Genomic DNA, 20,815 nt, shown 5'->3' with positions numbered 1-20,815 from the left:
ACCTTGCAGCTTGCGCCGATACCCCGCTCAGGCCTGACCGAAGCACAGCACGATCTTGCCCACGTGGGACCGGGAGGCGAGTTCGGCCTGGGCGCGGTGCACCTCACCCAGCCCGAACCTGGCGGCGATCACGGGGCCGACCTGCCCCCGGCGGGCGATGTCCGCCAGCAGCGCGAAGTGCGCGGGCGTGTGCATGGACGAGCCGATCAGGGACCTGTTGTTCAGGTACAGGCGGCGGACGTCGAAGGACGCCGGGTAACCGCCCAGAGCGCCGGCCACGACCCAACGGCCGCCCTCGCGCAGGTGGGGGAGCCCTTGTTCGATCAGGTCGCCCGCGACGACGTCCAGTACGGCATCCAGACCCTCGGGGGCGTGTTCCCGCACGTCGGCCCAGAGATCACCGTCGCGGTCGATCACCCCGTCGGCCCCTGCCCCCTGTACGGCGGCGTGCTTCCCGGCACTGGTGAGTGCGAGGACGCGTGCGCCACGCGAGCGCGCGAGCTGTACCAGCGCCAGTCCCACCCCGCCGGAGGCCCCGGTCACCAGGACGGTCTCTGCTGCGTGCACCCCGCCGCGTTCGATCATGCCCAGCGCTGTGCCGTAGGCGGTGGGGAGGGTGGCGAGTTCCTCGTCGGTCAGGCTCGAGTCCTGGACGGAATGGACCCGTTCGGCGGCGACCGCGGCGTACTCCGCGTAGCCTCCGTCGCGCTCACTGCCCAGCAGTCCGACCGGGTGCGCGTGGGGGCCGGGGCCGTCGTACAGCGCCGGGTCGACGAGGACCCGGGCGCCGAGCAGCGCGGGATCGGTACCCTCCCCGAGGCGTGCGACCGTGCCCGCGATGTCCGCGCCCTGGATGCGGGGGAAGTCGATCGGCCCCCGCCAGCCGGCCTTCGCCCGCGGATCGCCGGGGAGGCCGTAGGTGCCCTCGCGGGTCCACAGGTCAGTGTTGTTGAGTGCCGCCGCGGACACGCGCACCAGGACCTCGCCCGCGGCCGGGGCGGGCGTGGGCACGTCCGCCAGTTCGAGGGTGTCCGGTCCGCCGTGCCTGGTGAGCCGGGCCGCCCGCATCGTCTTTGGAACGCTCCGCATTCTCTGCCCCTCCTTAGTACACTGATCTGTAAAGCGCTACACGAGACAGGGTACACAGAGCTGTGAATGAACCGTCGATGCCCGATCCCGAGACACTCACCCCGGGGGCGCGCAGAATCCTCGACACCGCCGCCGAACTCTTCTACGCGAACGGCATCACCGCCGTGGGTGTGGACCTCATCGCCGCCCGCTCCGGGGTGACGAAGAGGACGCTCTACAACAGTTTCGGCTCCAAGGACGCCCTGGTCTCCACCTACCTGCTCGAGCGCGACCGCCGTTGGCGCGCGCTGGTCACACGGTGTGCGGACGCGCGGTCGACCGATGCCGAGCGCCTCCTCGCGCCGTTCGACGCCCTACGGGAATGGGCATCGGAGCACCCCCGGGGATGCGCGTTCATCAACGCACTGGCCGAACTCCCGGACCCCGGCCATCCCGCGCACCGGATCGCCGTGGACGAGAAGCGGTGGCTGCGCGACCTCCTCGAACGCTCGGCCGAGCGCATGGGCGCCGAACAGCCGGGAGACCTGGCCGCCCGGCTCCTCTGTCTCCACGAGGGCGCCCTGGCCATGCAGGCCACCGCCCCCGATCTCGACGGGGTGCGCATCGCCACGGAGCTCGCACGCGACCTGGTGCGCGCCGCGGTCTGAGCCCCGCCGAGCCCCGCCGAGCGACGGCTGCGCCGGAGGCATCACCGTCTGGAGCCCCAGCCATGGCGCACGCGCTCGAAGCCGCAGTAGGGCGAGGGCCGGGCCACCACGAAGTGGTGAACCCGACCCACGTAGGACTCACCGCGAAGGATCGGAGATCTTCCCGTAGCCGAGCGCACTCCAGAAGTCGCCACGCACGTAGCGCTGCTCAGGCTCAGGATCGAAGTCCCAACGGCGCACCCGCCCCTTCTGCAGCGCCTCGGCGACGAGACGGCGGCTCGCCTGGCTCGAGAGCACGTCGGATTCCAGGTCGGGGAGGTCGTACCGGGCCTCGAGTGCTTCCCGCATCTCCCGAACGGACTCCGCGTACTCGGGCCTCTCGGCACGGTTCTGCAGCTCATCAGGGTCCGCAGAGAGATCGAAGAGCTGCACCGGGTCGCCCGGGCACACCACGAGTTTCAGGTGCCCCCGCACCAGCGTCAGCTGGGGCCGGAACGTGCCCTCGGCGAGGTACTCGATCACGATGTCGCGGTCGGCGGGGGACGCTTCGCCCGCGCGCTCGCGACGTGCGGTCTCGAGCAGCGACTGTCCGGCCTGCTCACTTGCGGCGGGGGCACCCGAGAGCTCCAGCAGGGTGGGCATCAGATCGAGCAGGCAGACCGGGTTGGCGAAGCGGCCCTTCGGTACCAGGTGCTCAGGTCCGTGCACGATCATCGGGACCCGCGAAGACTGCTCGTACGGTGACATCTTGTACCAGAGGCCCTTCTCGCCCAGCATGTCACCGTGGTCGCTCGTGACGATGATGACGGTGTCGTCGGCGAGACCGAGCTCGTCGACGCGCTCGCGAATGCGGCCGATGTGGTCGTCGATATAGCTCACCGCGGCGTAGTACGCACGGCGGGCCCTGCGTACCTCGTCGATGGCGGGCTCCCGCTTGTCGAACCCGCTCATCGCCCGCAAGCGGTGGCTGTGCGGATCCTGCTCAGGATCGGGAACCTCAGGATGGGCCGGATCAGGGATCCCGTCGTCGGCGAACCGGTCCCAGTGCTCGCGAGGCGGCTCATACGGATCATGCGGGTGAATGAACGAGGTGACCATCAGGAAGGGCAGGTTCTCCCCCGCGGCCTGGTTGGCACGGACCCTGTCGTTGAGGTGGCGCAGGGTCCGGAATCCGACCTCGTCGTCGAAGTCCTGCTGCACCGTGGCCTTCGATACACCGGCGGTGAACACCGCATCGGCGTCGTGGTACCACTGGAGCCGGTCCTCCAGGCTGCGATTCCAATCGGGGACCATGTCGAGATCGGCCGGGTAGACGTCCGTGGTCAGCCTCTCCTCGAAGCCGTGCTGCTGATCCGGCCCGATGAAGTGCATCCTCCCGATCAACGCCGTGTGGTATCCGATCGCCCGCAGCCGGTGGGCAAAGGTCGGTTCGGAGGCCGCGAAATCGTCTCCGTTGTCATAACAGCCGATCGCTGAGGGCATGCGGCCGGTCATCATCGACGCACGCGAAGGCGCGCACAGCGGAGTGTTGCAGTACGCGCGGTCGAACACCGCCCCCTCTTCGGCGAGAGCATCGGTGTTCGGGGTCCTCGCCGCCTGGTCACCGTAGGCACCGAGAGCCTGTGCCGCCATCTGGTCAGCCTGGACGACGATGATGTTCGGTCTATTCTGAGTCATGGTTCTTCCTTGCAGTCATACGGAACAACGGGGTGTGGATTGAGCTGCTGCGGTCCCCAGCGCGGGACGACCAGCCGGCGGCCGGGGGCAGTGGGTGGCGCCGAAGCCAAGGTGCTGGGGCGGCTCGCCGCCGCTGCCGCCGACGAACTGCGCATGGTCGGCCTCGCAGGAGGCGCGTTCCTCATGGGCTGCTCGGACCGGTTCGCCTATCCGGAAGACGGAGAAGGACCTGTTCGCGAGGAGCGGGTAGGGCCGTTCGCCATCGCGCCGAAGGCGGTGACGGTGGCCGAGTTCGCCGCCTTCGTGCTCGACACCGGGTACTGGACCGATGCCGAGAGCCTGGGGGATTCCCTCGTGTTCCAGGGCCTGCTGCCCCAGAGGCTGCGCAGCAGTGCCCCGGCGGTCGCGCAGACGCCGTGGTGGCGCCAGGTCGAGGGTGCCTGCTGGCATCAGCCCGAAGGCCCCGGATCCTCGGCGGAGTCCCGCAGCGGACACCCGGTCACCCATGTGTCGCAGCGGGACGCGAGAGCCTATGCCGAGTGGGTCGGTGCCCGGCTTCCGTCTGAGGCCGAGTGGGAGTTCGCGTCGCGCGGCGGACTCGAGCAGCAGCCCTTCCCCTGGGGTGCCGTACGAGAACCCGACGGGGTGCCCCGCATGAACACGTTCCCCGGTGACTTCCCGGACGGCCCGAACGGCCCGGTCGGCACCGTGCCCGCTGCCGCGTTCGAACCCAACGCCTACGGCCTGTACAACACCACGGGCAATGTCTGGGAGTGGACCAGCGGTGTCTTCGGCGGAACCGACGGACGACCCGTGCTGCGGGGCGGATCCTACCTGTGCCACGCGTCGTACTGCCTTCGGTACCGCACGTCCGCGCGCACCGCGGCGACCGCGGACACGACCCTCGGCCACGCGGGCTTCCGCCTGGCCCTCGACACCGGCTGAACGGTACGGGCCCAGGGCGATGACGTCAGCGGCCCTCACGGTCGGCCTCGGTTTCCGATGCCTCGCCGCGAGGGTCTTCCGCTGCGGTCTGTTCGGGGGTGACCTCCGAAATCTCACCGGTGACCGCGTCATAGCCGTCGGCCCACTCCCCGGTTTCGAAGTCGTAGCCGACCGGTTCGCCCTCTTCATTGGTGCGCTGGTACCACTCGGTGTAGCTGCCGTCGGTGGAGTCGATGGCGGCCCCGGCACCACCCCCGGGCCGGGAGCCCACGACCTTCAGTGAGAAGTCGTCGCCGTACCGGTCCACGCCCTCGGTCACGGCGTTGTTCACCGCCGTCTCGACATAGCGCATGCGCAGGGCCAGAGGATCGGTGCGCAGTTCCTTGAACCACGCGACGATGGCGATGAGCAGCACGAGTGCGAACGGCACAGCTGTGACGATCACGAGTTGCTGCAGACCTTCCAAGGCCATCGCATCGCCGAGAAGGAGCATCACGATCGCGATTCCCGACATGACCAGGCCCCAGAAGACGACCACCCAACGGCGGGGCCTCTGATCTCCCTGAGTGGTGAGCATGCCCATCACGACCGATGCGGAGTCGGCGGCAGTGATGAAGAAGATCGCGAGCACCAGGATCACGAGATAGGGCAGCCACTCGACATACGGCAGGTTGCCGATGAGGGTGAAAAGCACCTCAGGTGCGGGCATGTCGTCTGTGAATCCGTCCGCGCCGTCCCGGTACATCCAGATGGAGGTTCCGCCCATCACTCCGTAGGCGACGAAGAGCAGCGCCGACGGAATGAAGATCGTGCCGAGGGTGAACTGGCGGATGCTGCGACCGCGGGAGATGCGTGCCAGGAAGATGCCCACGAAAGGCGACCAGGAAATCCACCACGCCCAGTAGTAGACGGTCCACAGCGACTGGAATTCCTGAGTTTCCGGACCCCACGAGAGCGATCGGCCCATCATGTCGAACAGGGAGCCGAGATACTCCATGATCGCCGAGGGAAGCAGGTTCAGGAGGAACAGTGTGGGGCCGAAGAAGAGCACCACCGCAATCATGCCGATGGTGAGAACGATGTTGGTGTTCGACAGGTACCGGATGCCCCGGGCGACGCCCGAAACGGCCGAGACCACGAATCCGACGGTCAGAATCGCGATGATGACGACCAGAGTGTCGTTCGTGAGCTCCCCGGCGCCCGACACGATGGTGACGCCGGCGCCGATCTGCATCGCCGCGATACCGAGAGCGGCGGCGGTGCCGAAGAGTGTTGCGATGATCGCGAAGATGTCGATGAGCTTTCCGGCGAAGCCCTCGGTGAGGTTCTTGCCGAACAGGGCGCTGAAGATCGAGGACATGAGCAGGGAGCGCCCGCGGCGGTAAGCGGCGTAGGCAACGGCGCCGCCGACCAGTGCGTACATGGCCCACGCGTGGAAGCCCCAGTGGTAGTACATCTGGGCGAGTGCCGTGTGCATGGCCTCGACCGACTCCGGCTCGTTGGTCAGCGGCGGAGGTGAGACGAAGTAGCCGAGCGGCTCAGAGGGTCCCCAGAAGAGGACCGCCACACCCAGGCCGGCGGCGAACAGCATGGCCGTCCAAGAGAACGTGCTGAACTCGGGCTCTTCGCCGTCCTTTCCGAGCGGGATCCTGCCGTAGCGCGAGAACGCTATGCCCAGGAGCGAGACGAGCACGATGATGGCCACGGCATTGAACATCCAGCCGAGGTTGTCGGTCGACCAGTAGAAGGCCGTCTCAGCGACCGCGGCGACGCTTTCCGGTGACGAGATGCCCCAGGCGACGAAAGCGACTGTCAGTGATCCGGCGATCGCGAACACGAGCCAGTCGACCCGGTAGCGGCGGCGCTGTTCGTCGATCGCGATGCCGGGGACGAGGACCGGATGCGTGTCGTGGGGATACCTGGGATGCCGGTAGTCCAAGCTTCCCCACGCGCTGGCACCCGTGCGGTTTCTCGGGTTCGAGATCTCCTTATTGTCTTTGTCGTCCGTGTGCCGCTTCTGGGGGTATATCGGCGGCTCTCCGCCTGTGGACGAGTTTTCGGGCATGACAAAAACAGCCTCCTCATGGGTCTGCAAGAAGAGTTGCGGATCGGGCCGAAAATGGCGCGAACGCACGATGAGAAAGGGAAGTGAAGGGCTTGAAAAGCCGACGATTATTCCGCAGGGTTCCAGTGGAAGTAGTAGCTATTGCTGTCTGGGGTGCTACGGAAGGACATGCACGCATATCTGCATACATGTTGGTGTCAGGAAGCGTCAGCCGCCGTTCCCGACGATGCCGATTCGATGGCCCGGAGCGCGCTTGGTTACGGCTCTCCGCCCCACCAGCCGATTGCTACGCCTGCCCACGAGTCGTTCTCGTGGCCGACCGTGTCAGTCGAGGCGTGAGATCTGGTTGGGTCACAAAGGGCGGCTCGGATTCTCAGGCGCTTCGTGAGCCTGCTGCGCCTGGGCTGGCGCTGCACCAACGATGCGAATTCCGACATAACTAAATATAGTAACTGCAATGCTGGATTCTGTCAACTTCTCGAGTTGGAATCTATTGTTCAATTCTCCTTCGGTCGCTTGGGTTCAAGGTTGCGGGCTTCGCTATTGGGTAGGGGTGTATTCCACTGGGCCTTGGACTTGAAAAGGTTGTCTGGGCGATCATGTCCCTCATACGTGACTGAGGGGCCATGGAGGCGCGCCGAGAATCGTGGAATGCAAGCACGAGCAGACAACCGGGTCCGGAACACCCGGGTAGCCACCCGACGTCCCGGGCAGGGCGAGGACCTGATCTCCAGCCTTCGACGGTTCATGCGGTGAGGCACGCCCGCCGGTAGGCAGTCCCGGGACAGGGCATGTGTGTGCGGACGGGGCGGTCAGCCGCGGACCGGCCCGCCAAGCACCCGGAAGGTACGGCCCTCGTACACCAGAGGGCTTCCGCCTTCGGGGCTTCCCGCGTCGTGCACTTCCACCGCGGTCAGGAGACTGTCGCCGACACGGAAGCGCCCGACGATCGGCCCCCTGAGCCAGGAGACCGTGCCGGGCAGAACGGGTTCGCCCGTGGGCAGGACGCTCCAGCCGGACCCGGCGAACCGGTCGGTACCCCGAGCCGCGAAACGCCCGGCGAGTGCCGCCTGGGAGTCGGCGAGGAAATGCACCGCCACGCTCGGGACCAGCTGGAGCAGGGCGTGCGCGGAGGTCCCTCCGGCCACCGAGAAGGCGAGCACGGGTGGGTCGGCCGACACCGAGATGACCGAGGTCGCGGTGAAACCCCGCGGCCCGTCTTCCGTCGCGAACGTGATGACGGCGACACCCGCCGGGTGGCGGCGGAAGACGTCCTTGAACTCGTCCGGGCCGATCGGTCCGCGGGCGACGGCCCCTCCAGCGGCCCGTGTGCCGGTCGCTGGCGCCTTGGTGCCGCATACCGGGTGCGTCCGCTCACCCATGGTGGTCCTCCGCCCTTTCCGGCGCCGAACAGCTCGACCGTTCCTCGGTGACCCAGTCGAGAGCGCGCCGCATCTCGGGACCGAAATCCCGTGGGAAGGCGTGGCCGAGCCCGGGGGTTCGCTCCGCCCGCACCCGCACACCGTGCGCCGCTGCCCACCGCGTGTACTGGTCGACCGACCCCGTTCCATCACTGAGTACGAGCACCGACGGGCGGTGCTCGCTGGTGCGGGCCGTGGTGTCTCCGTAGGGTCCCCGCGCCGGGAAGACCGGTGCGACCGCGATCGCGCCGGCCACGGCGCCGCCCCGCTCCACGGCCGCCCGGGCGGCCAGAACCGCACCGGCGCCCAGACCGACCACGACCACCGGGGTGGAGGGCCGTGTCCCGCCGGCCGCGTCGACCGCGTCGGACACCGTCCGCATGGCGGCTTCCCGCCCGCTCCACACCGCGGTCTCCGGTGCGACCTCGACCGGTGAACAGGCTGCCAGGACCCGGCACCGCGGAACCCGCCGCCACAGATCGGCCTGGAACGCCCGGGGCAGGGGACCGTTGCCGTGCAGTGTGACCACGGTCAGGTCCGGTTCCTCCGGCACGGTGATCCACTCAGGGGAGCGTTCGGGCGCGGCGGGCCGTTCTGCCCATCGGGCCTCGGCCCGGGCACGCAGCTCCGAGCCCTCGGGCAGCTGCCAGGCCTCGGACAGGGACGCGTCGTCCAGGAGGGCGGGTGCCCACCAGCCGCCGGAGCGCTCGCTGTCGAGCAGCCGCCGGAGCGCCTGTTCCGGGGCGCCGTCGAGCCCGTGGCACCCCGCGATCACGTAGTCGCACCAGAACGCGGTGGCCGGTTCCACCCGGGCCAAGGCGGTCGCCAGGGCGACGGCCTCCCCGGTCCGCCCCTCGGTCGTCGCCGCGCGGATCCCGGAGACCAGCACGTCGGTGCGCTCCTCCCCGCCCCTCACGGCCGCATCGCCATCTCGTGGAAGACCCCGTCCGGGTCGTGGTCGGCGAGGACCCGATCGATGCGCGCGGTGTCCCCGTAGGCCTGCTCCCGCAGGTCTCGGAAGTCACCGGTGCCCGCGTGGAAATTGCCGTAGATACCCAGCACCCCGGTATCCCTTACGGCGCGCCCCAGGTCCTCGCACCAGGCGACACAGGGGCCGTCACCCTCCGGGCCGCTCCACTCGGCCTGGACGGTGAGCAGAAAGCGGGCCCGCCGGTGCGCGAATGCCGTCGCGCGGTCCTCGCCGTCGGCGACCGCACCGCCCAGCGTCCGCAGGGTCGCGTAGGCACCGTCCGGACACGTGTCGTCGAAGGCCTTGAGAAGCGCGCGCACGATCGCCGGGTCGAGATCGGCGAGGAAGAAGGAGCAGGAGTAGGCACGCAGTCCGTCGCGTCGCGGCGGCACCGGTTCCACGAAAGGGTAGGTGCCACTGAGGTCCAGGAGGGGCTCGCCCAGTCGTGTGTACGGCTCGAGTACCGGCCCCGCGTCCGCCGGGTCGCCGCAGTGGACCGCCCCGACCGACACCGCCCAGCGGCCCCTGATCCGAGCTGCCAGGGCAGGGGCGTCCGGCAAGCGGCGAATCGTCAACTGCGGGCTGACCTCCCGCGGGCCGTCCGCCACCGCCGTACACCAGCCGTCGAGGACCTCGCGGGCGGACTCGAGCGGGTGGAAGACCTGGGCGGTGGCCACCTCGGGGGTGACGGGGCTCGTGCTGAACTCCAGGTCGGTGACGACCCCGATGCCTCGGCCCGCACCCCGAGCCACCCAGAACAGGTCGGCCCCGGAATCGCGGTCCACCCTGCGGTACTCTCCCTCAGCGTCCACGAGACCCAGCCCGACCAGGCGGTCACAGGTCAACCCCCAAGCGCGTGAGAACAGGCCGACCCCGCCGCCGAGCGCCACCCCGGCCACTCCCGTGGACGGTGCGTTGCCACTGGGTACCGCCCGGCCGTACCGCACGGTCGCGGCGTTGACGTCGTACCAGACGGCGCCAGCGCCCACGGTCACGGTGTGCGAGTGGCGGTCCATACCGACACTGCCCAGCCGACGCATGTCCAGAACCATGCCGTCCTCGCACAGCGCACTGCCGGAAACGTGGTGGCCGCCGCCGCGCACGGCGATGGCCAGCCCGGCCTCGCGCGCCGCCCGGACCGCCACGCCGACGTCCGCGGTGCCGGCGGGCCGGACCACTGCGCGCGGAGAGACCTCGGCGCGGGAGTTCCACAACCCCACCGCCTCCCGGTAGCCGGGATCCCCGCGCCACAGGACGTCACCCGAGACCGCGGCGAACCGTCGGGCCGCCGGCGTGTGTGAACGAGTCGCCATCCCGCCCCCTACCTGCGCACCGACAGGGCCAGGCCCGACGCCCACTCGACCATCACGGTGACGATGCGTTCGTCGTCGTGAATGGTGGACCGGAACTCGCCCACCCACTCCGGGTGCTGGGCCACCCACTTCTCCTGCGGCAGGAGGTCGTCGGCGACGAGGATCCCGCCCGGGGCCAACAGGCCGACGGTCAGGTCCCTGGCGAGGAACTTGGGGTGCCCCGCGTCGGCGAAGACGATGTCGTAGCGCGGCCCGCCGTAGTCGCTGATCCAGTCCCGGGTGTCGGAGTGGTACACCCGCACCCGGTCCTCCCCCGCGAGGATGCCGCGGCTGTACTCGCACGCCTCCCCGTGGATCTCGACCGTGTCCAGCCGGGAGTCGGCGGTCATGCCGTCCAGCATCCAGGCGGCGCCCACACCCACCCCCGTGCCCAGTTCGAGGAAGCGCCCACCGGGCTTGCTCGCCGCCAGCGCGCGCAGCAGCGCCCCGGTCTCCCTCGACGAGGAGAGCCCGTATCCCACCTCGTCGGCGAGGTTCTCCGCCGCGATGACGCGCGCGGGTACCGTCCCGGCCATCGCGCTGTGTTCTGCCTGAGTCTCGGTCATGAGACCGCCTCCTCCATCCAGTCGAGCATGTGGGGATAGACAGCGCGCGCCGCGCTGTCGGTGTGGATTCCGTGGCCCTCACCGGGCAGCGGTAGGAGCGAGACGCCCTCGTTGCCGCGATACTGCTCCAAGGCCGCGACGGGGATGCGGTCGTCCAGCTCGCCGTGGGCGATGAAATGCGGGACACCGAGCTCGCGCGGTGCCTCCCGGACCCGGTCGCCGAAGGCGAACTCGGTGAAGGCGCGCACGCCCGCGAAACCGCTGTCGGCCACGTCGCGGGGACTGACGAACCCGGCGAGGACGACCGAGCCGACCGCGTTCGGAACCAGCTCCGCGCAAGAGGAGGCCACGTACCCGCCATAGCTCATCCCGAAGGTGACCACGGGACCCACGGCGAGACGTTCAGCGGCCGCGCACGCGTCGCCGACGTCGTCGACTCCGTACGAAAAGGCGCTCCTGGGGCGGAAGCGCGGTTCGCGCAGCCCGCTCGAACGCACGTTGACCTTGACCACGCGCCACCCGGCGGCGGTGAGCACCTCGACCAGGGGCGCGTACTCCGACCAGACCGGCTCGTGCGGGCCGCCCGGAAACACCACGCAGGTGGCCCGCGGCCGCGTCGGCGGGTCGTGGACCAGGCAGGGGACCGGCTGGTCGCCGTTGGCCACCACCTCGGCCCGGACCCCGGCGTCACCCGCAGAAAGACCGAATCCGGGCGTGTCCAACCGGTACAGGCCTCGGGGAGCCTCGGTGGTCGAAGCCGCGAAGACCGCCTCGCCCCGCGGCGAGGCCGCCACCGACCTGACGGTGCCCATGGCACCGGACTCCCACACCGGCTCGGCCGCACCGCGCGACCAGTCCCACACGAACGGTTCCAAGCTGGGCCAGCGCTCACGCACCAGGACCACACGGTGGTCGTCGAGCCAGGCCGCGACGGGCTGCAGGATCTCCCGGCAGGATCGGGGGCCGGCGCCAACGCCGTCCCGGGTACGGAACACGTGCGCCTGGTAACTCGAGCGGCTGCGCACCACCACCAGAGCATGTTCACGGGAGGGTGAGCACGAGATGAGGGTGACCGTGCCGCCGGCCGGCAGGGGGAGCGACCACGGTTCACCCGGAGGCCCGCCGTGCAGTCGCCCCTCGGACACGAACAGCGGGTGTCCCCCGGGGCCGAGTGCTGAGGCGTGGTGGGCGTCGCGCACTGCCGCGTGCTCGCCGTCCCAGTCGGTGACCGTGCCCGGTTCCACCCGTTCCCGGACGGTGTGCCACGTACCGTCGCGCAGGGTGATCAGGGAGCCGTGGTCCTCGGACGGGTCCTGCAGGACACAGCTCAGTACCGCACTGTCGTCACCGGTCATCGGTTGGCGGGCCCACCCGGGCGGGGCCGCCACCCGCTCCCACGTGCCGTCGTGCGCGAGGGAGGCCAGGTCCCTGCCGCCCCAGGCCGTGGCCGAGACCAGCCACCGGTCCCGCCACCACGCCACCGAGCGGGGCGGGTAGTCGATGAGTGACTCCGCGAACGGGCGGGGCAGGCCGTCCACGACCGCTCCACCACGCCGCGGCAGGCGGCCGAGCTCCTCGGCGGTTCCGTTGTCTGTGCCGAGCATCAGCTGGCTCCTTCCGGGTCGGACCTCGGTACGGGACTGTGACCGCGCAGGTTCCACAGGGCCACCGCGAGCGCGACCAGCTGCAGCGCGGCCAGGCAGGCGAACGCCCAGCCGATGGCGGCACTGTCGGCCACGGTTTCCCACACCTGCGGCAGGAACGGCATCAGGACCTGGCCGAGCACCATCGCCGAGACGAAGACCCCGCCGAGCTGTTCCTCGCGGAACGCGCGCTGGAGCAGGGTGGCCCTCGCCACCGCGGCCACCCCGGCACAGGCCCCCATCACCAGCGCGGCGGCCGCGACCACGGCCAGGAGCTGTGACAGTGCGACCCCCAGCAGGCACGCCCCCAGGACGGCGGTGGTCAGAAGGAGCGCCGCGAGCTGCTCCCTGTGGGCCTCCAGCCGTGCCGCCCAACGGGCGCCGAAGATCGAGCCCACCGCCAGGGCGCTGAGGACCAGTCCGACCGGCACGGTGACGTCGGTGGTCCCGACCACCTGGGGGACGGCCACCGAGAAGGTGAAGACCGCGCCTTGCGCGGCCGCGCTCGTCACCACCACCGTCCGTGCCACAGCGTTGCCGCGGATCGACCGGAACCCCGAGGCGAGCCGCTGCCAGAACGCGGCGAGCGGCCCGGGACCCTGCGGCTTGTCCGTCGCCCCGGCCGGTCCGCCGCCGGCCCGGTGGGCGCGCACGTAGTGGCCCAGGAGAGCGAACGCGACCAGCAGAGCGGTCACCGCGATGCCGGTCGTGGCCTCCACACCGATCAGTTGCAGTATCCAGATGACGACGGGCGGGACCAGGACCTGAACCGTGTTCCACTGGACCACCAGCATGGAGTTGGCCCTGCCCAGCGCCGACGGCTCCGTTTCGTCCCGAAGCAGCCGCGGTAGCGTGGCGCGCGTGGCCGACAGGTAGGCCGCGTCCAAGGCGGCGACCGTGCCCACCAGGACGTACAGCATCCACGTGGGTGCGGCCCCGGTGTACAGGGCCAGACCGAACAACCCGATGCCCGCGGCACGTGCCAGGACGGTGAGACGCGCGAACCCCGCCCGCTGCTCCGGCCGCCGGTCGAGCGCCGCCGTGATCACCGGTGCCAGCAGCAGCGGCATGATCCGCAGCGCGAAACCCAGCGCACCCACCGAAAGCACCGCGCCGTAGGCCACGGCGGTCAGCATGAGCACGAGGATCTCGAACACCTCGGTGCCCACGAGCGCGAACCCCGCGCCCCACCACACCGATCTCAGCGCGGGGTGGCGACGGCGCAACTGCCGCGCCGAAGGGCCGCTGTCGTGTGGACGGGCTGCGGCGCCCCGTTTCCCGGGCGGCCTCATGCTGCCTCGCTGTCCAGTTCACGCGCCCTCTGCGCCCACGGCACTGCCTCCCCGTCGAGACCGAGCTGCTCCAGTTGGGACGCGGCGCGGTGCGCGGCGAAGGCTCCGGCCAGCGTGCCCGCGGCGGTGGCCCGGGTGAAGCAGGCCAGCGCGTCCTCCTCGCGCCCGATGATCCAGAAGGTGTCGCCCGCCGCGAGATTGCTGTAGGGGTCGGCCGGGTCGATCCGCGTGATGCGCTCGGCGGTCTCCTCCGCGTCGGCGGCCCCGTGTGGGACCGGCTTGTGCAGGAAGGCCTTGAGAGCAGCCTCCAGGACCAGCCGTTCGGCGTGCAGGGCCGCCGTGTACCGGGCCGGATCGGTGGACCCCTGCAGATCCACGGCGATCCGGCGGGAGGAGTCCAGGGAGGCGAAAGCGCCCTCCGGGTCGCCCTCGAGCCAGGCGTGCAGGGCGACCGCGCGCTCGAGGTGGCTGCGGTACAGACCCCAGCGGAAGGTGTCCTCGGCGCACTCTTCGAGGATCCGCGTGCCGAGGCCGACCCAGTGCCGACGTGCTCCGGGGTCCTTGGTGCTGCGGCTGTAGTGCGCGATCAGCCGGATCACGGCACCGAGGCGGTGCAACGGGTCCCATCCCTCGTGTCCGGCGATCTTGGTGAAGGGCCGTGCGGCCGCCTCGGAGCTGCGGGAGGCACTGTAGGAGGCACGCAGAACCTCGCTGTACAGGACGGGGTCCTTGCGTTCGCGTGCCTCGGGGCCGAGCCGGTCGACGACCGTGCGGTACTGCGAGAGGAGGTTGAGCGTGAGCGCGGTGAGCACGAGCTCGTCGGTGGCGGCGTCCTTCATCCGCCCCAGGACGTCGTGGACCCGGTCGGCCATCGGTGCGGCGCCGTCCGCCTCTTGGCGGTCGAGTGCCGGGTCGTGGGTGAGTCCGCAGCCGGCGAGGACCTGGGCTCGGAACCCCGCGGGGTAGAAGGACCCCGGGAAGAGCCGCTGCTGGGGGACTCGGCCGGCAGCGACCTCCTCCACGAGGGGAGCCAGCGCGTGGCCAGGGGAACGCTGTCGGATTCCGCCGAGAAGTCGCCCAGATAGGCGGACCAGACGGTTCGTCGGCCCTCGATCTCCGAGGCGAAGCGGTCACCCGGGCCGGCGGTGCGCAGCGGCCGGGCGGCGTCACGCGGATAGGGGACGAGAGGTCGGCGCATGGTGTCGGTCATGAGGGTGCCCGCTCTTTCAGGTGGGGTCTACTCGATGTAGCCGGGGGACAGGGCGTAGTCGTGCTCGCTGTCCCTCGGGACGAGGAATTCGGGGTGGGGCACGACCGTGCGGATGACTGCGGGGCCGGTGCCGGGCGCGAGGTCGATGACCACGGGGCCGGCACCGAAACGGTCGTGGACCTCGTGCTCCAGGTCGACCGGCTCCTCCGGGGCCGCCGGTGGATCGGTCGCCTCCAGAGCGGCCAGGTGAGCGAGGAAGTCGCCCTGGCGACGCGCCATCCGTCGCGGGACCGCGAGTTCCTCGGGGTCCGACGAGGTGTTCGCGAGTGCCGCGCGCACGCTGACGGCCTCGCAGACCGCGTGGAGTAGCGCGAGCGGAATCTGGCCCGGCTTGCGGGCGCACGCGCCGAAGGTGATCTGCTCCCGGTCGGTACGGACCACCGCGGCCAGGACGGTGCACGCCGGAACGTCACCGACGATCCGCCATGCCCGGACCCGCAGGTTCTGGGCCGCGAGCTGATCCCGCAGCTCCATGGGAAGGCAGTCCTGCGCCTGCGCGTCGATCCCGACCACGCTTGTGGTCCCGTGCCAGACACCGCGTACGGCGTGCCGCTCGAGGCACTCCAGCAGAGCCGTGGTGGCGGCCGTGTCCGGGTCGGGGTGCGCCGCCGTGCCCACGGAGGACTGCTTCCACCGCAGGGGGCGCCCGTCCGTCCAGCCGAGCAGTGACGTGTAGGCGGGTACGGCAGCCGGGCGCAGTTCGTCCTTTCCCAGGTGCTGCGTGCCCTCGATCCACCACTGCTCGTCGACGAGGCCCGGGTGGGTGGCCACGAGGTGTACACCCCGTTCGAGCAGTTCCTCGCGGGAGCGGAGCAGGCTCGGGCCGCGTTCGATCAGCGTGGCGCGTTCCAGGGCCTCAGCGCGGGCACGTACCCGTGCCCGCTCCGGGTCCACGTCGCACGCGCCGCCCACCACCGTCTTCTCCGATGTACTCGGAAACGTCGACAGGAAAAGCGTGCTTGATAGTATTGGCCAGGTCTTCACTGCGGCTCCCCTGTCTGGCGGACATCGGATCGGCTGCGGTGAACGATCGGTTGGGGTGAGAGCCGGTGATGTGCTAGCGACACACCACCAGCTCTCACCTTTCATCAGGGCCCGCGTTGTGCTAGCGACACAACGGCGTCAGGCCCGGCACGGAGACTTAGACCATGTAGTCCGTGCACAGCAGGACGGGGTAGTCCTGGTCGTCCTCGTGGGTGCCGAGGTCCCAGTCGAACTCAACGGTGTTCTCCTGCATTTTCATCACCTTTCTTTTACTTTTCTTGGGTATGCCGTTATCGCTTTAGGGCTACTGCGATAATGGCGGGTCACCGAGAATGCTCTGCGTGGCAGAACAATGACCTCAAGGGGCGGCGTGTCCTGTTCCCTCCGTTCCCAGGCGCTCCGGAGTGCGAGCACCCCGGGGTCGCCGAAGGAGTTTTTCGGGTGGAATCACGTGCGGTACCCCTTTCCCCGGTGACTGGTCACAGAGTGCCGTGCGTTACTGCACTTGAGGGTCCCATGCCTGGTCGAGGCGGGTTCACCCGGTCACTCCGCGAACGTTGTGAAGCTGAGGGGCACGGCGGAGAATGATCATCCGCGATGGTCGTCGGTCAATGTGTCCCATTGTCCGGGGGTAACAACTTCGAAGTTAATGAACGCCTTGTAGTTCTGTCAACGAAGTGGCCACATCGGGTCATAATCGGGCGTGCGACGTACGTGAATTATGTTCGCTTTCCTTTGCCTGGGGCAATTTTGAGTAGCACTATGCGCCCTGCCCCGGGGCCCGGGTGCGGGGAGTGGAGACGCAGGGATCCGCGCGTAGGAGGTCTTCGAGCGGGAGTTCCGCACTGCGGCCAAGAGCGTACGCTCCGCGCCCGCAGACGGTGAGCAGACTGTTCGAGGGAGGGTTTCCGACGGGCCTCCTTCTGCGGGTAAGTGTCCTGCAGGGTGTGGATTCGTCAGGACAGGCGACGGTGCCCGAGCCGCTGCCGCCCATCCAGACCAGGGCGTGGCAGCGGGCCGTGGCACGGGAGAGCGGAACCGTAGAAGCGCCTCGTGACCGACGCTTCCGGTCACACTCGCGACGGCTCGTTCGTCATCCAAGCAAGGACCGCTGAACGGAAGGGTGATCGATATGTGCCAAACGGAGGCCTTCGAACGGGAACGGCCGCGCCTAGCGCGTCTCGCAACCAGCGTGCTGGATGACCACGCCGAGGCCGAAGACGTCGTGCAGCAGGCCTGGCTCCGGTTGGAACGCTCCGACACAGACATCGACTGCCTACCGGCGTGGCTGACGACGGTGACCACCCGGCTGTGTCTGGACCGGCTTCGGTCCCGAGTCCCGGTGGCGGTGGCCGACTTCGGGGTGGAGGAGGTCGCGCCCGACGTCGCGGACGAGATCTCGCTGGCCGACACGGTCGGCGTCGCCCTGCAGGTGGTGTTGGATCGGCTCTCGCCGCAGGAGCGCGTGGCGTTCGTGCTGCACGACAGTTTCGGCTTCGAGTTCTCCACCATCGCCGCCATCCTCGACACCACGCCGGTGGCGGCACGCAAGCTCGCCTCACGGGCCCGCGCGAAGGTGCGCCAGCCGTCACCCGAGGACCAGCTGGCCAACTGGCAGGTCGTTGACGCGTTCATGGCGGCAGCGCGCAACGGCGAGTTCGAGCGACTGATACGACTCCTTGCCCCCGAGGCCGCAGTGACCGCCGACGCCGCAGCCGTCCTGGTCGGCACACCGGAGCGGATCAACGGTCGTCACGAGGTGGCGACGTTCTTCAACGGCAGCGCGCACGCTGCGCTCCCGGTCTACATCGACGACCGGCCCGCCGCCGCCTGGTTCCACCGGGGGGAGGCGAAGGTCCTCTTCGATTTCACCCTGCTCAGCGGTGTCGTCAGCGGCATCACGTTCCGCGCCGAGCCAGAGGTGCTCGCCCGGGTGTCGCGCCGCGACGGCGAAGAACGACGCTCCTGACGCCGGCGGCGGTCACACTCGCCGTCGGCCACTCGTCAATCAGGTGAACGGGCACGCAACCCGTCACCGTCGAAGGGATCGAACATGAAGAAGATGACCTGCCGCCAGCTGGGAGGACCCTGCGAGCTCGAGCACCGTGGAGAGAGTGCCGACAGCGTCATCAAGGCCCACGATCGCCACCTCAGGGAAGCGGAGAAGGCCGACGATGTGTCCCACCAGCCAGCCCGTGACGCCATGAAACGCCGCTGGCGCCACCCGAAGAAATCGCTCGACTGGTATCGCGAGGTGAAGAACACCTTCGCCGGACTTCCCGAGAGCTGAAGCCACCCATCGACGACGTGCGTACCGGAAGCGAGAGACTCATGACCTCGACGACGAACCCGACGACCGCCCCCAGGGACAGGCAGGAAGTTCCCGGGGGAGTGGTGCACCAACTACCCACCGACCTGCGTGAGGCACTCATCGGCAACACCTCGGCCCTGACTGCCTGGAAAGACATCACACCCCTGGCCCGCAACGAGTTCATCTGCTGGATCGAAGACGCCAAGCAGGAGACCACCCGTCAGCGCCGCATCCGCATCGCCGGGGAGAAGCTCGAGGACGGCCAGCGCCGACCATGCTGCTGGCCCGGATGCAAGCACCGGGAACGGACCGGAAAGTAGGCACGTCTGCCTTCTCCCAGTCGATGCCGATGCAGCCGTCAGCCAGGCGGGATGTTGTGCGTGAGCCGGAACATGTTCCGGCTGTCGACATCCGACTTCACCGACACCAGGCGTTCGTACACTTCGGGGGCGTACGCGCGCTTGACGTCCGCCGGATCCGCTTCGTCGCTGGGCAGGAAGTTGACGTAGGAACCGCCGGTGCTCCACGGCTCCATGGACTCGACGAGCAGGGCGCCACCGAGCTTCCGCACCTCCACCACGGCCACCGGCGAATCCGACCCGGACCATGTTCTCCCATCGGGACCGGCGCCGAGTGGTTCTACGCGGTGCGCTCTCCTGTGGTGACCAGGGCCCAGCACGGTATCGGCATGTCCGACGCCCTGGTCCACCCGGCCGAGGGCGCGAGTGCTGGATGCCCGAAACCGTCTGAGCCTCCTCCTGACTGGCAGCAGCGAGCGCACGGACAACAACCTGTCGTTGAAGTCCTAGGGGTAGGTGGGGCCCGGCCCAGGATTCGGTCATGTGCTAGGGATACTGTGCGTCGCTCCAATGATCTATAGGAGGACATCTTGGACACGCCCGTGCGCGTCGTCGACGTCGCCGTCATCGGCGGCGGCCCGGCAGGGCTGGCAGCCGGGTACTTCCTCCGGCAGGCAGACGTGGACTGCGTCATCCTCGACGGGCAGGGGGGACCGGGCGGGTTCTGGAACGGTTACTGGAACGAGTACTGGGACTCCCTGCGGCTGATCTCCTCGGCCGAGCACAGCTCTCTGCCGGGCTGGCCGATGCCGAAGGAACCGGGACGGAACTACCCTTCGGCACGGCACGTTGCCGACTACCTGGCCGAGTACGAGCGCCGCCACGACCTGCCCGTGCGCCGTCCGGTGACCGTGAGCGAGGTGCGCCGCTCCGACGGGGCGCTGGAGGTGGTCGGTTCCACGGGGACGTGGCGGGCCCGGCACGTGGTCAGTGCGACCGGGACCTGGCGGCGTCCCTACACGCCTGACCACCCTGGCCGGGAGCTCTTCGAGGGTAGGCAGCTGCACACAGTGGACTACCGCCGCCCGGAGGAGTTCGCCGGGCAGCGGGTGGTGGTCGTGGGCGGCGGAAACGCCGCGGCGCAGCTTCTGGCCGAGCTTTCGGAGGTCGCGCATACCACGTGGGTCACCCGGCGCGCTCCCCGCTTCATGGCTGACGACGTGTACGGGCGTGTGCTGTGCGATACGGCCACCCGCCGCGTCCAGGGCGGTGGAACAGACGGGAGCGCCGACTCCCTGGACGATATCGTCATGGTGCCGAGTGTGCGCCGAGCGCAGGAGCGGGGCGCGCTCAAGGCGCGGCCGATGTTCGAGCGGCTCACCCGGACCGGCGTGGCCTGGGCCGAGGGCGATGAATGGGCGGCCGACGCGGTCCTGTGGTGCACGGGGTTCCGTCCGGCCCTGAACCACCTGGCCCCGCTGGAGCCGTTCGACTCCGACGGCCGGATCCCCGTCGACGGAAACTGCTGCCTCCGGGAGCCATACCTGCACCTACTCGGCTACGGCGACTGGACCGGGGCCGCCTCCGACACGCTGCTCGGCGCGGGCCACACTGCAGAAGCCGCCGTCGGCCGGATCGTCGAGGACCTGAACCCAGGATAACGGGCCACCCGTGAAGGGGTCCGCCGAGAGTGGGTGGGAGAGCTCCACGAGTTTCGTATTATCGGCGGCACCGGGTTGGACTTGGACCTCGACAGCGTCTACAACTCCCGTGATCTGAACCTGAAGTGGAAGCAGTCCATGGGCCGCGACATCGGCCTGGTCCTACTTTCGGAGTTCGAAGCCGACTTCTACCAGCACGATCCCGCATCGACACCCGTCGATGCGTTGGTTCCGAGTCTCTAGAAACTCCGGTAAGAAACACGTGGTTCTTTCCTATGCCACCGGCTTATGTCCCCACCGTGGTCTTGTGCCAGGATTCTCGGTGATGAGCGCACCCCCTGAATCCGCCGAACCGTCCCTCATCGCGTTGGCCGCTTTGCTGGACCGCTCCCTGGCCCAGATCACTGATGCCGCCAGCGACGCACGCACCTTCGACCGGGAAACCATCAGGGCCGCCTCCGATGTGTGGGACAACAACACCTTCCCCCTGTTGCGTGCGGAGTGTGTCAAGTCGAATCGGACAGGGGTAGGTGATCGTCAGGCCGCTTCACACAGGTCAGCGCTGTGCTGCGCGGTAGGTGCGGTGTCCGGTTCGTTGATCCACGCGGCCTCGGGAAGAGCAG

General features: G+C 69.2%; 19 protein-coding genes and 1 pseudogene. 8 read left to right on the top strand and 12 right to left on the bottom strand.

Features of this window, described 5'->3' with window-relative positions; translation table 11 throughout:
- Positions 1-27: 27 nt before the first annotated feature.
- Entirely contained in the window at positions 28-1,089 is a 1,062-nt protein-coding gene (locus ACYVD1_RS17555) for a zinc-binding dehydrogenase (protein WP_460773668.1), read from the bottom strand.
- A 77-nt stretch (positions 1,090-1,166) separates the two neighbouring features.
- Between ACYVD1_RS17555 and ACYVD1_RS17550 the strand changes: the two genes are divergently transcribed.
- A complete protein-coding gene (locus ACYVD1_RS17550; protein ID WP_460773665.1) occupies positions 1,167-1,736 on the top strand; it encodes a TetR/AcrR family transcriptional regulator in 570 nt (189 codons plus the stop codon).
- A 138-nt stretch (positions 1,737-1,874) separates the two neighbouring features.
- On the opposite strand, the gene betC is transcribed toward ACYVD1_RS17550, so the two are convergent.
- On the bottom strand, positions 1,875-3,413 hold the full coding sequence (gene betC / locus ACYVD1_RS17545) for a choline-sulfatase (RefSeq protein WP_460773662.1): 1,539 nt from the start codon (positions 3,411-3,413) through the stop codon (positions 1,875-1,877).
- 153 nt (positions 3,414-3,566) lie between these two features.
- Between betC and ACYVD1_RS17540 the strand changes: the two genes are divergently transcribed.
- The gene (locus ACYVD1_RS17540) at positions 3,567-4,358 is read left to right on the top strand and encodes an SUMF1/EgtB/PvdO family nonheme iron enzyme (protein WP_460773790.1); all 792 of its coding nucleotides are present in this window, start codon (positions 3,567-3,569) and stop codon (positions 4,356-4,358) included.
- A 25-nt stretch (positions 4,359-4,383) separates the two neighbouring features.
- On the opposite strand, the gene ACYVD1_RS17535 is transcribed toward ACYVD1_RS17540, so the two are convergent.
- From ACYVD1_RS17535 to ACYVD1_RS17495, 9 genes are all read right to left on the bottom strand, one after another.
- Entirely contained in the window at positions 4,384-6,297 is a 1,914-nt protein-coding gene (locus ACYVD1_RS17535; protein WP_460773659.1) for a BCCT family transporter, read from the bottom strand.
- Positions 6,298-7,235: 938 nt separating this feature from the next.
- Complete coding sequence (locus ACYVD1_RS17530; RefSeq protein WP_460773656.1) at positions 7,236-7,805, bottom strand: flavin reductase family protein; 570 nt, start codon at positions 7,803-7,805, stop codon at positions 7,236-7,238.
- Positions 7,798-8,760: a hypothetical protein gene (locus ACYVD1_RS17525; protein WP_460773654.1), complete on the bottom strand. Its 963-nt coding sequence runs from the start codon at positions 8,758-8,760 to the stop codon at positions 7,798-7,800. The genes ACYVD1_RS17530 and ACYVD1_RS17525 overlap by 8 nt, the downstream gene beginning before the upstream one ends.
- Complete coding sequence (locus ACYVD1_RS17520) at positions 8,757-10,127, bottom strand: FAD-binding oxidoreductase (RefSeq protein ID WP_460773651.1); 1,371 nt, start codon at positions 10,125-10,127, stop codon at positions 8,757-8,759. The genes ACYVD1_RS17525 and ACYVD1_RS17520 overlap by 4 nt, the downstream gene beginning before the upstream one ends.
- Before the next feature lie 8 nt (positions 10,128-10,135).
- Positions 10,136-10,732 carry an O-methyltransferase gene (locus ACYVD1_RS17515; RefSeq protein WP_460773649.1) on the bottom strand — a complete coding sequence of 199 codons (597 nt, stop codon included), beginning with the start codon at positions 10,730-10,732 and terminating at the stop codon, positions 10,136-10,138.
- Positions 10,729-12,336, bottom strand: a complete 1,608-nt coding sequence (locus ACYVD1_RS17510; protein ID WP_460773647.1) for an alpha/beta hydrolase family protein — start codon at positions 12,334-12,336, stop codon at positions 10,729-10,731. The genes ACYVD1_RS17515 and ACYVD1_RS17510 overlap by 4 nt, the downstream gene beginning before the upstream one ends.
- Positions 12,336-13,667, bottom strand: a complete 1,332-nt coding sequence (locus ACYVD1_RS17505) for an MFS transporter (protein WP_460773645.1) — start codon at positions 13,665-13,667, stop codon at positions 12,336-12,338. The genes ACYVD1_RS17510 and ACYVD1_RS17505 overlap by 1 nt, the downstream gene beginning before the upstream one ends.
- A complete protein-coding gene (locus tag ACYVD1_RS17500) occupies positions 13,664-14,689 on the bottom strand; it encodes a hypothetical protein (protein WP_460773643.1) in 1,026 nt (341 codons plus the stop codon). Before ACYVD1_RS17500 ends, ACYVD1_RS17505 begins: the two co-directional genes overlap by 4 nt.
- Positions 14,690-14,904: 215 nt before the next feature.
- Positions 14,905-15,849, bottom strand: coding sequence for a YcaO-like family protein (locus ACYVD1_RS17495; RefSeq protein ID WP_460773641.1), 945 nt, complete (start codon positions 15,847-15,849; stop codon positions 14,905-14,907).
- Between the two features lie 1,204 nt (positions 15,850-17,053).
- Here ACYVD1_RS17495 and ACYVD1_RS17490 point away from each other — a divergent pair.
- The 3 genes from ACYVD1_RS17490 to ACYVD1_RS17480 all read left to right on the top strand — a co-directional run bounded on the left by ACYVD1_RS17490 (position 17,054) and on the right by ACYVD1_RS17480 (position 18,552).
- A complete protein-coding gene (locus ACYVD1_RS17490) occupies positions 17,054-17,890 on the top strand; it encodes a sigma-70 family RNA polymerase sigma factor (RefSeq protein WP_460773639.1) in 837 nt (278 codons plus the stop codon).
- Positions 17,891-17,974: 84 nt separating this feature from the next.
- Complete coding sequence (locus tag ACYVD1_RS17485; RefSeq protein WP_460773637.1) at positions 17,975-18,211, top strand: hypothetical protein; 237 nt, start codon at positions 17,975-17,977, stop codon at positions 18,209-18,211.
- Between the two features lie 41 nt (positions 18,212-18,252).
- On the top strand, positions 18,253-18,552 hold the full coding sequence (locus ACYVD1_RS17480; RefSeq protein ID WP_460773635.1) for a YdeI/OmpD-associated family protein: 300 nt from the start codon (positions 18,253-18,255) through the stop codon (positions 18,550-18,552).
- 38 nt (positions 18,553-18,590) lie between these two features.
- Here ACYVD1_RS17480 and ACYVD1_RS17475 read toward each other — a convergent pair whose 3' ends face one another.
- A complete protein-coding gene (locus ACYVD1_RS17475) occupies positions 18,591-18,818 on the bottom strand; it encodes a BBE domain-containing protein (protein WP_460773632.1) in 228 nt (75 codons plus the stop codon).
- Positions 18,819-19,121: 303 nt separating this feature from the next.
- Between ACYVD1_RS17475 and ACYVD1_RS17470 the strand changes: the two genes are divergently transcribed.
- The 3 genes and pseudogenes from ACYVD1_RS17470 to ACYVD1_RS17460 form a co-directional block, all read left to right on the top strand.
- Entirely contained in the window at positions 19,122-20,192 is a 1,071-nt protein-coding gene (locus ACYVD1_RS17470; protein WP_460773628.1) for an ArsO family NAD(P)H-dependent flavin-containing monooxygenase, read from the top strand.
- Between the two features lie 81 nt (positions 20,193-20,273).
- Positions 20,274-20,435, top strand: coding sequence for a hypothetical protein (locus tag ACYVD1_RS17465; protein WP_460773624.1), 162 nt, complete (start codon positions 20,274-20,276; stop codon positions 20,433-20,435).
- A gap of 82 nt (positions 20,436-20,517) precedes the next feature.
- Positions 20,518-20,815 (top strand): annotated as a pseudogene (locus ACYVD1_RS17460) (hypothetical protein); the annotation flags it as partial.

Source organism: Nocardiopsis nanhaiensis (assembly GCF_054778635.1).
Note: the sequence above shows the minus strand (reverse complement) of the source record. Positions and strands in the feature narration are given on the sequence as shown.

What these genes read in the sequence shown, in the direction of transcription:
- ACYVD1_RS17555 (WP_460773668.1), bottom strand. Translation starts at nt 1,089, where the DNA reads ATGCGGAGCGTTCCAAAGACGATGCGGGCGGCCCGGCTCACCAGGCAC.
- ACYVD1_RS17550 (WP_460773665.1), top strand. Translation starts at nt 1,167, where the DNA reads ATGCCCGATCCCGAGACACTCACCCCGGGGGCGCGCAGAATCCTCGAC.
- betC (WP_460773662.1), bottom strand. Translation starts at nt 3,413, where the DNA reads ATGACTCAGAATAGACCGAACATCATCGTCGTCCAGGCTGACCAGATG.
- ACYVD1_RS17540 (WP_460773790.1), top strand. Translation starts at nt 3,567, where the DNA reads ATGGTCGGCCTCGCAGGAGGCGCGTTCCTCATGGGCTGCTCGGACCGG.
- ACYVD1_RS17530 (WP_460773656.1), bottom strand. Translation starts at nt 7,805, where the DNA reads ATGGGTGAGCGGACGCACCCGGTATGCGGCACCAAGGCGCCAGCGACC.
- ACYVD1_RS17520 (WP_460773651.1), bottom strand. Translation starts at nt 10,127, where the DNA reads ATGGCGACTCGTTCACACACGCCGGCGGCCCGACGGTTCGCCGCGGTC.
- ACYVD1_RS17515 (WP_460773649.1), bottom strand. Translation starts at nt 10,732, where the DNA reads ATGACCGAGACTCAGGCAGAACACAGCGCGATGGCCGGGACGGTACCC.
- ACYVD1_RS17510 (WP_460773647.1), bottom strand. Translation starts at nt 12,336, where the DNA reads ATGCTCGGCACAGACAACGGAACCGCCGAGGAGCTCGGCCGCCTGCCG.
- ACYVD1_RS17505 (WP_460773645.1), bottom strand. Translation starts at nt 13,667, where the DNA reads ATGAGGCCGCCCGGGAAACGGGGCGCCGCAGCCCGTCCACACGACAGC.
- ACYVD1_RS17490 (WP_460773639.1), top strand. Translation starts at nt 17,054, where the DNA reads ATGTGCCAAACGGAGGCCTTCGAACGGGAACGGCCGCGCCTAGCGCGT.
- ACYVD1_RS17485 (WP_460773637.1), top strand. Translation starts at nt 17,975, where the DNA reads ATGAAGAAGATGACCTGCCGCCAGCTGGGAGGACCCTGCGAGCTCGAG.
- ACYVD1_RS17480 (WP_460773635.1), top strand. Translation starts at nt 18,253, where the DNA reads ATGACCTCGACGACGAACCCGACGACCGCCCCCAGGGACAGGCAGGAA.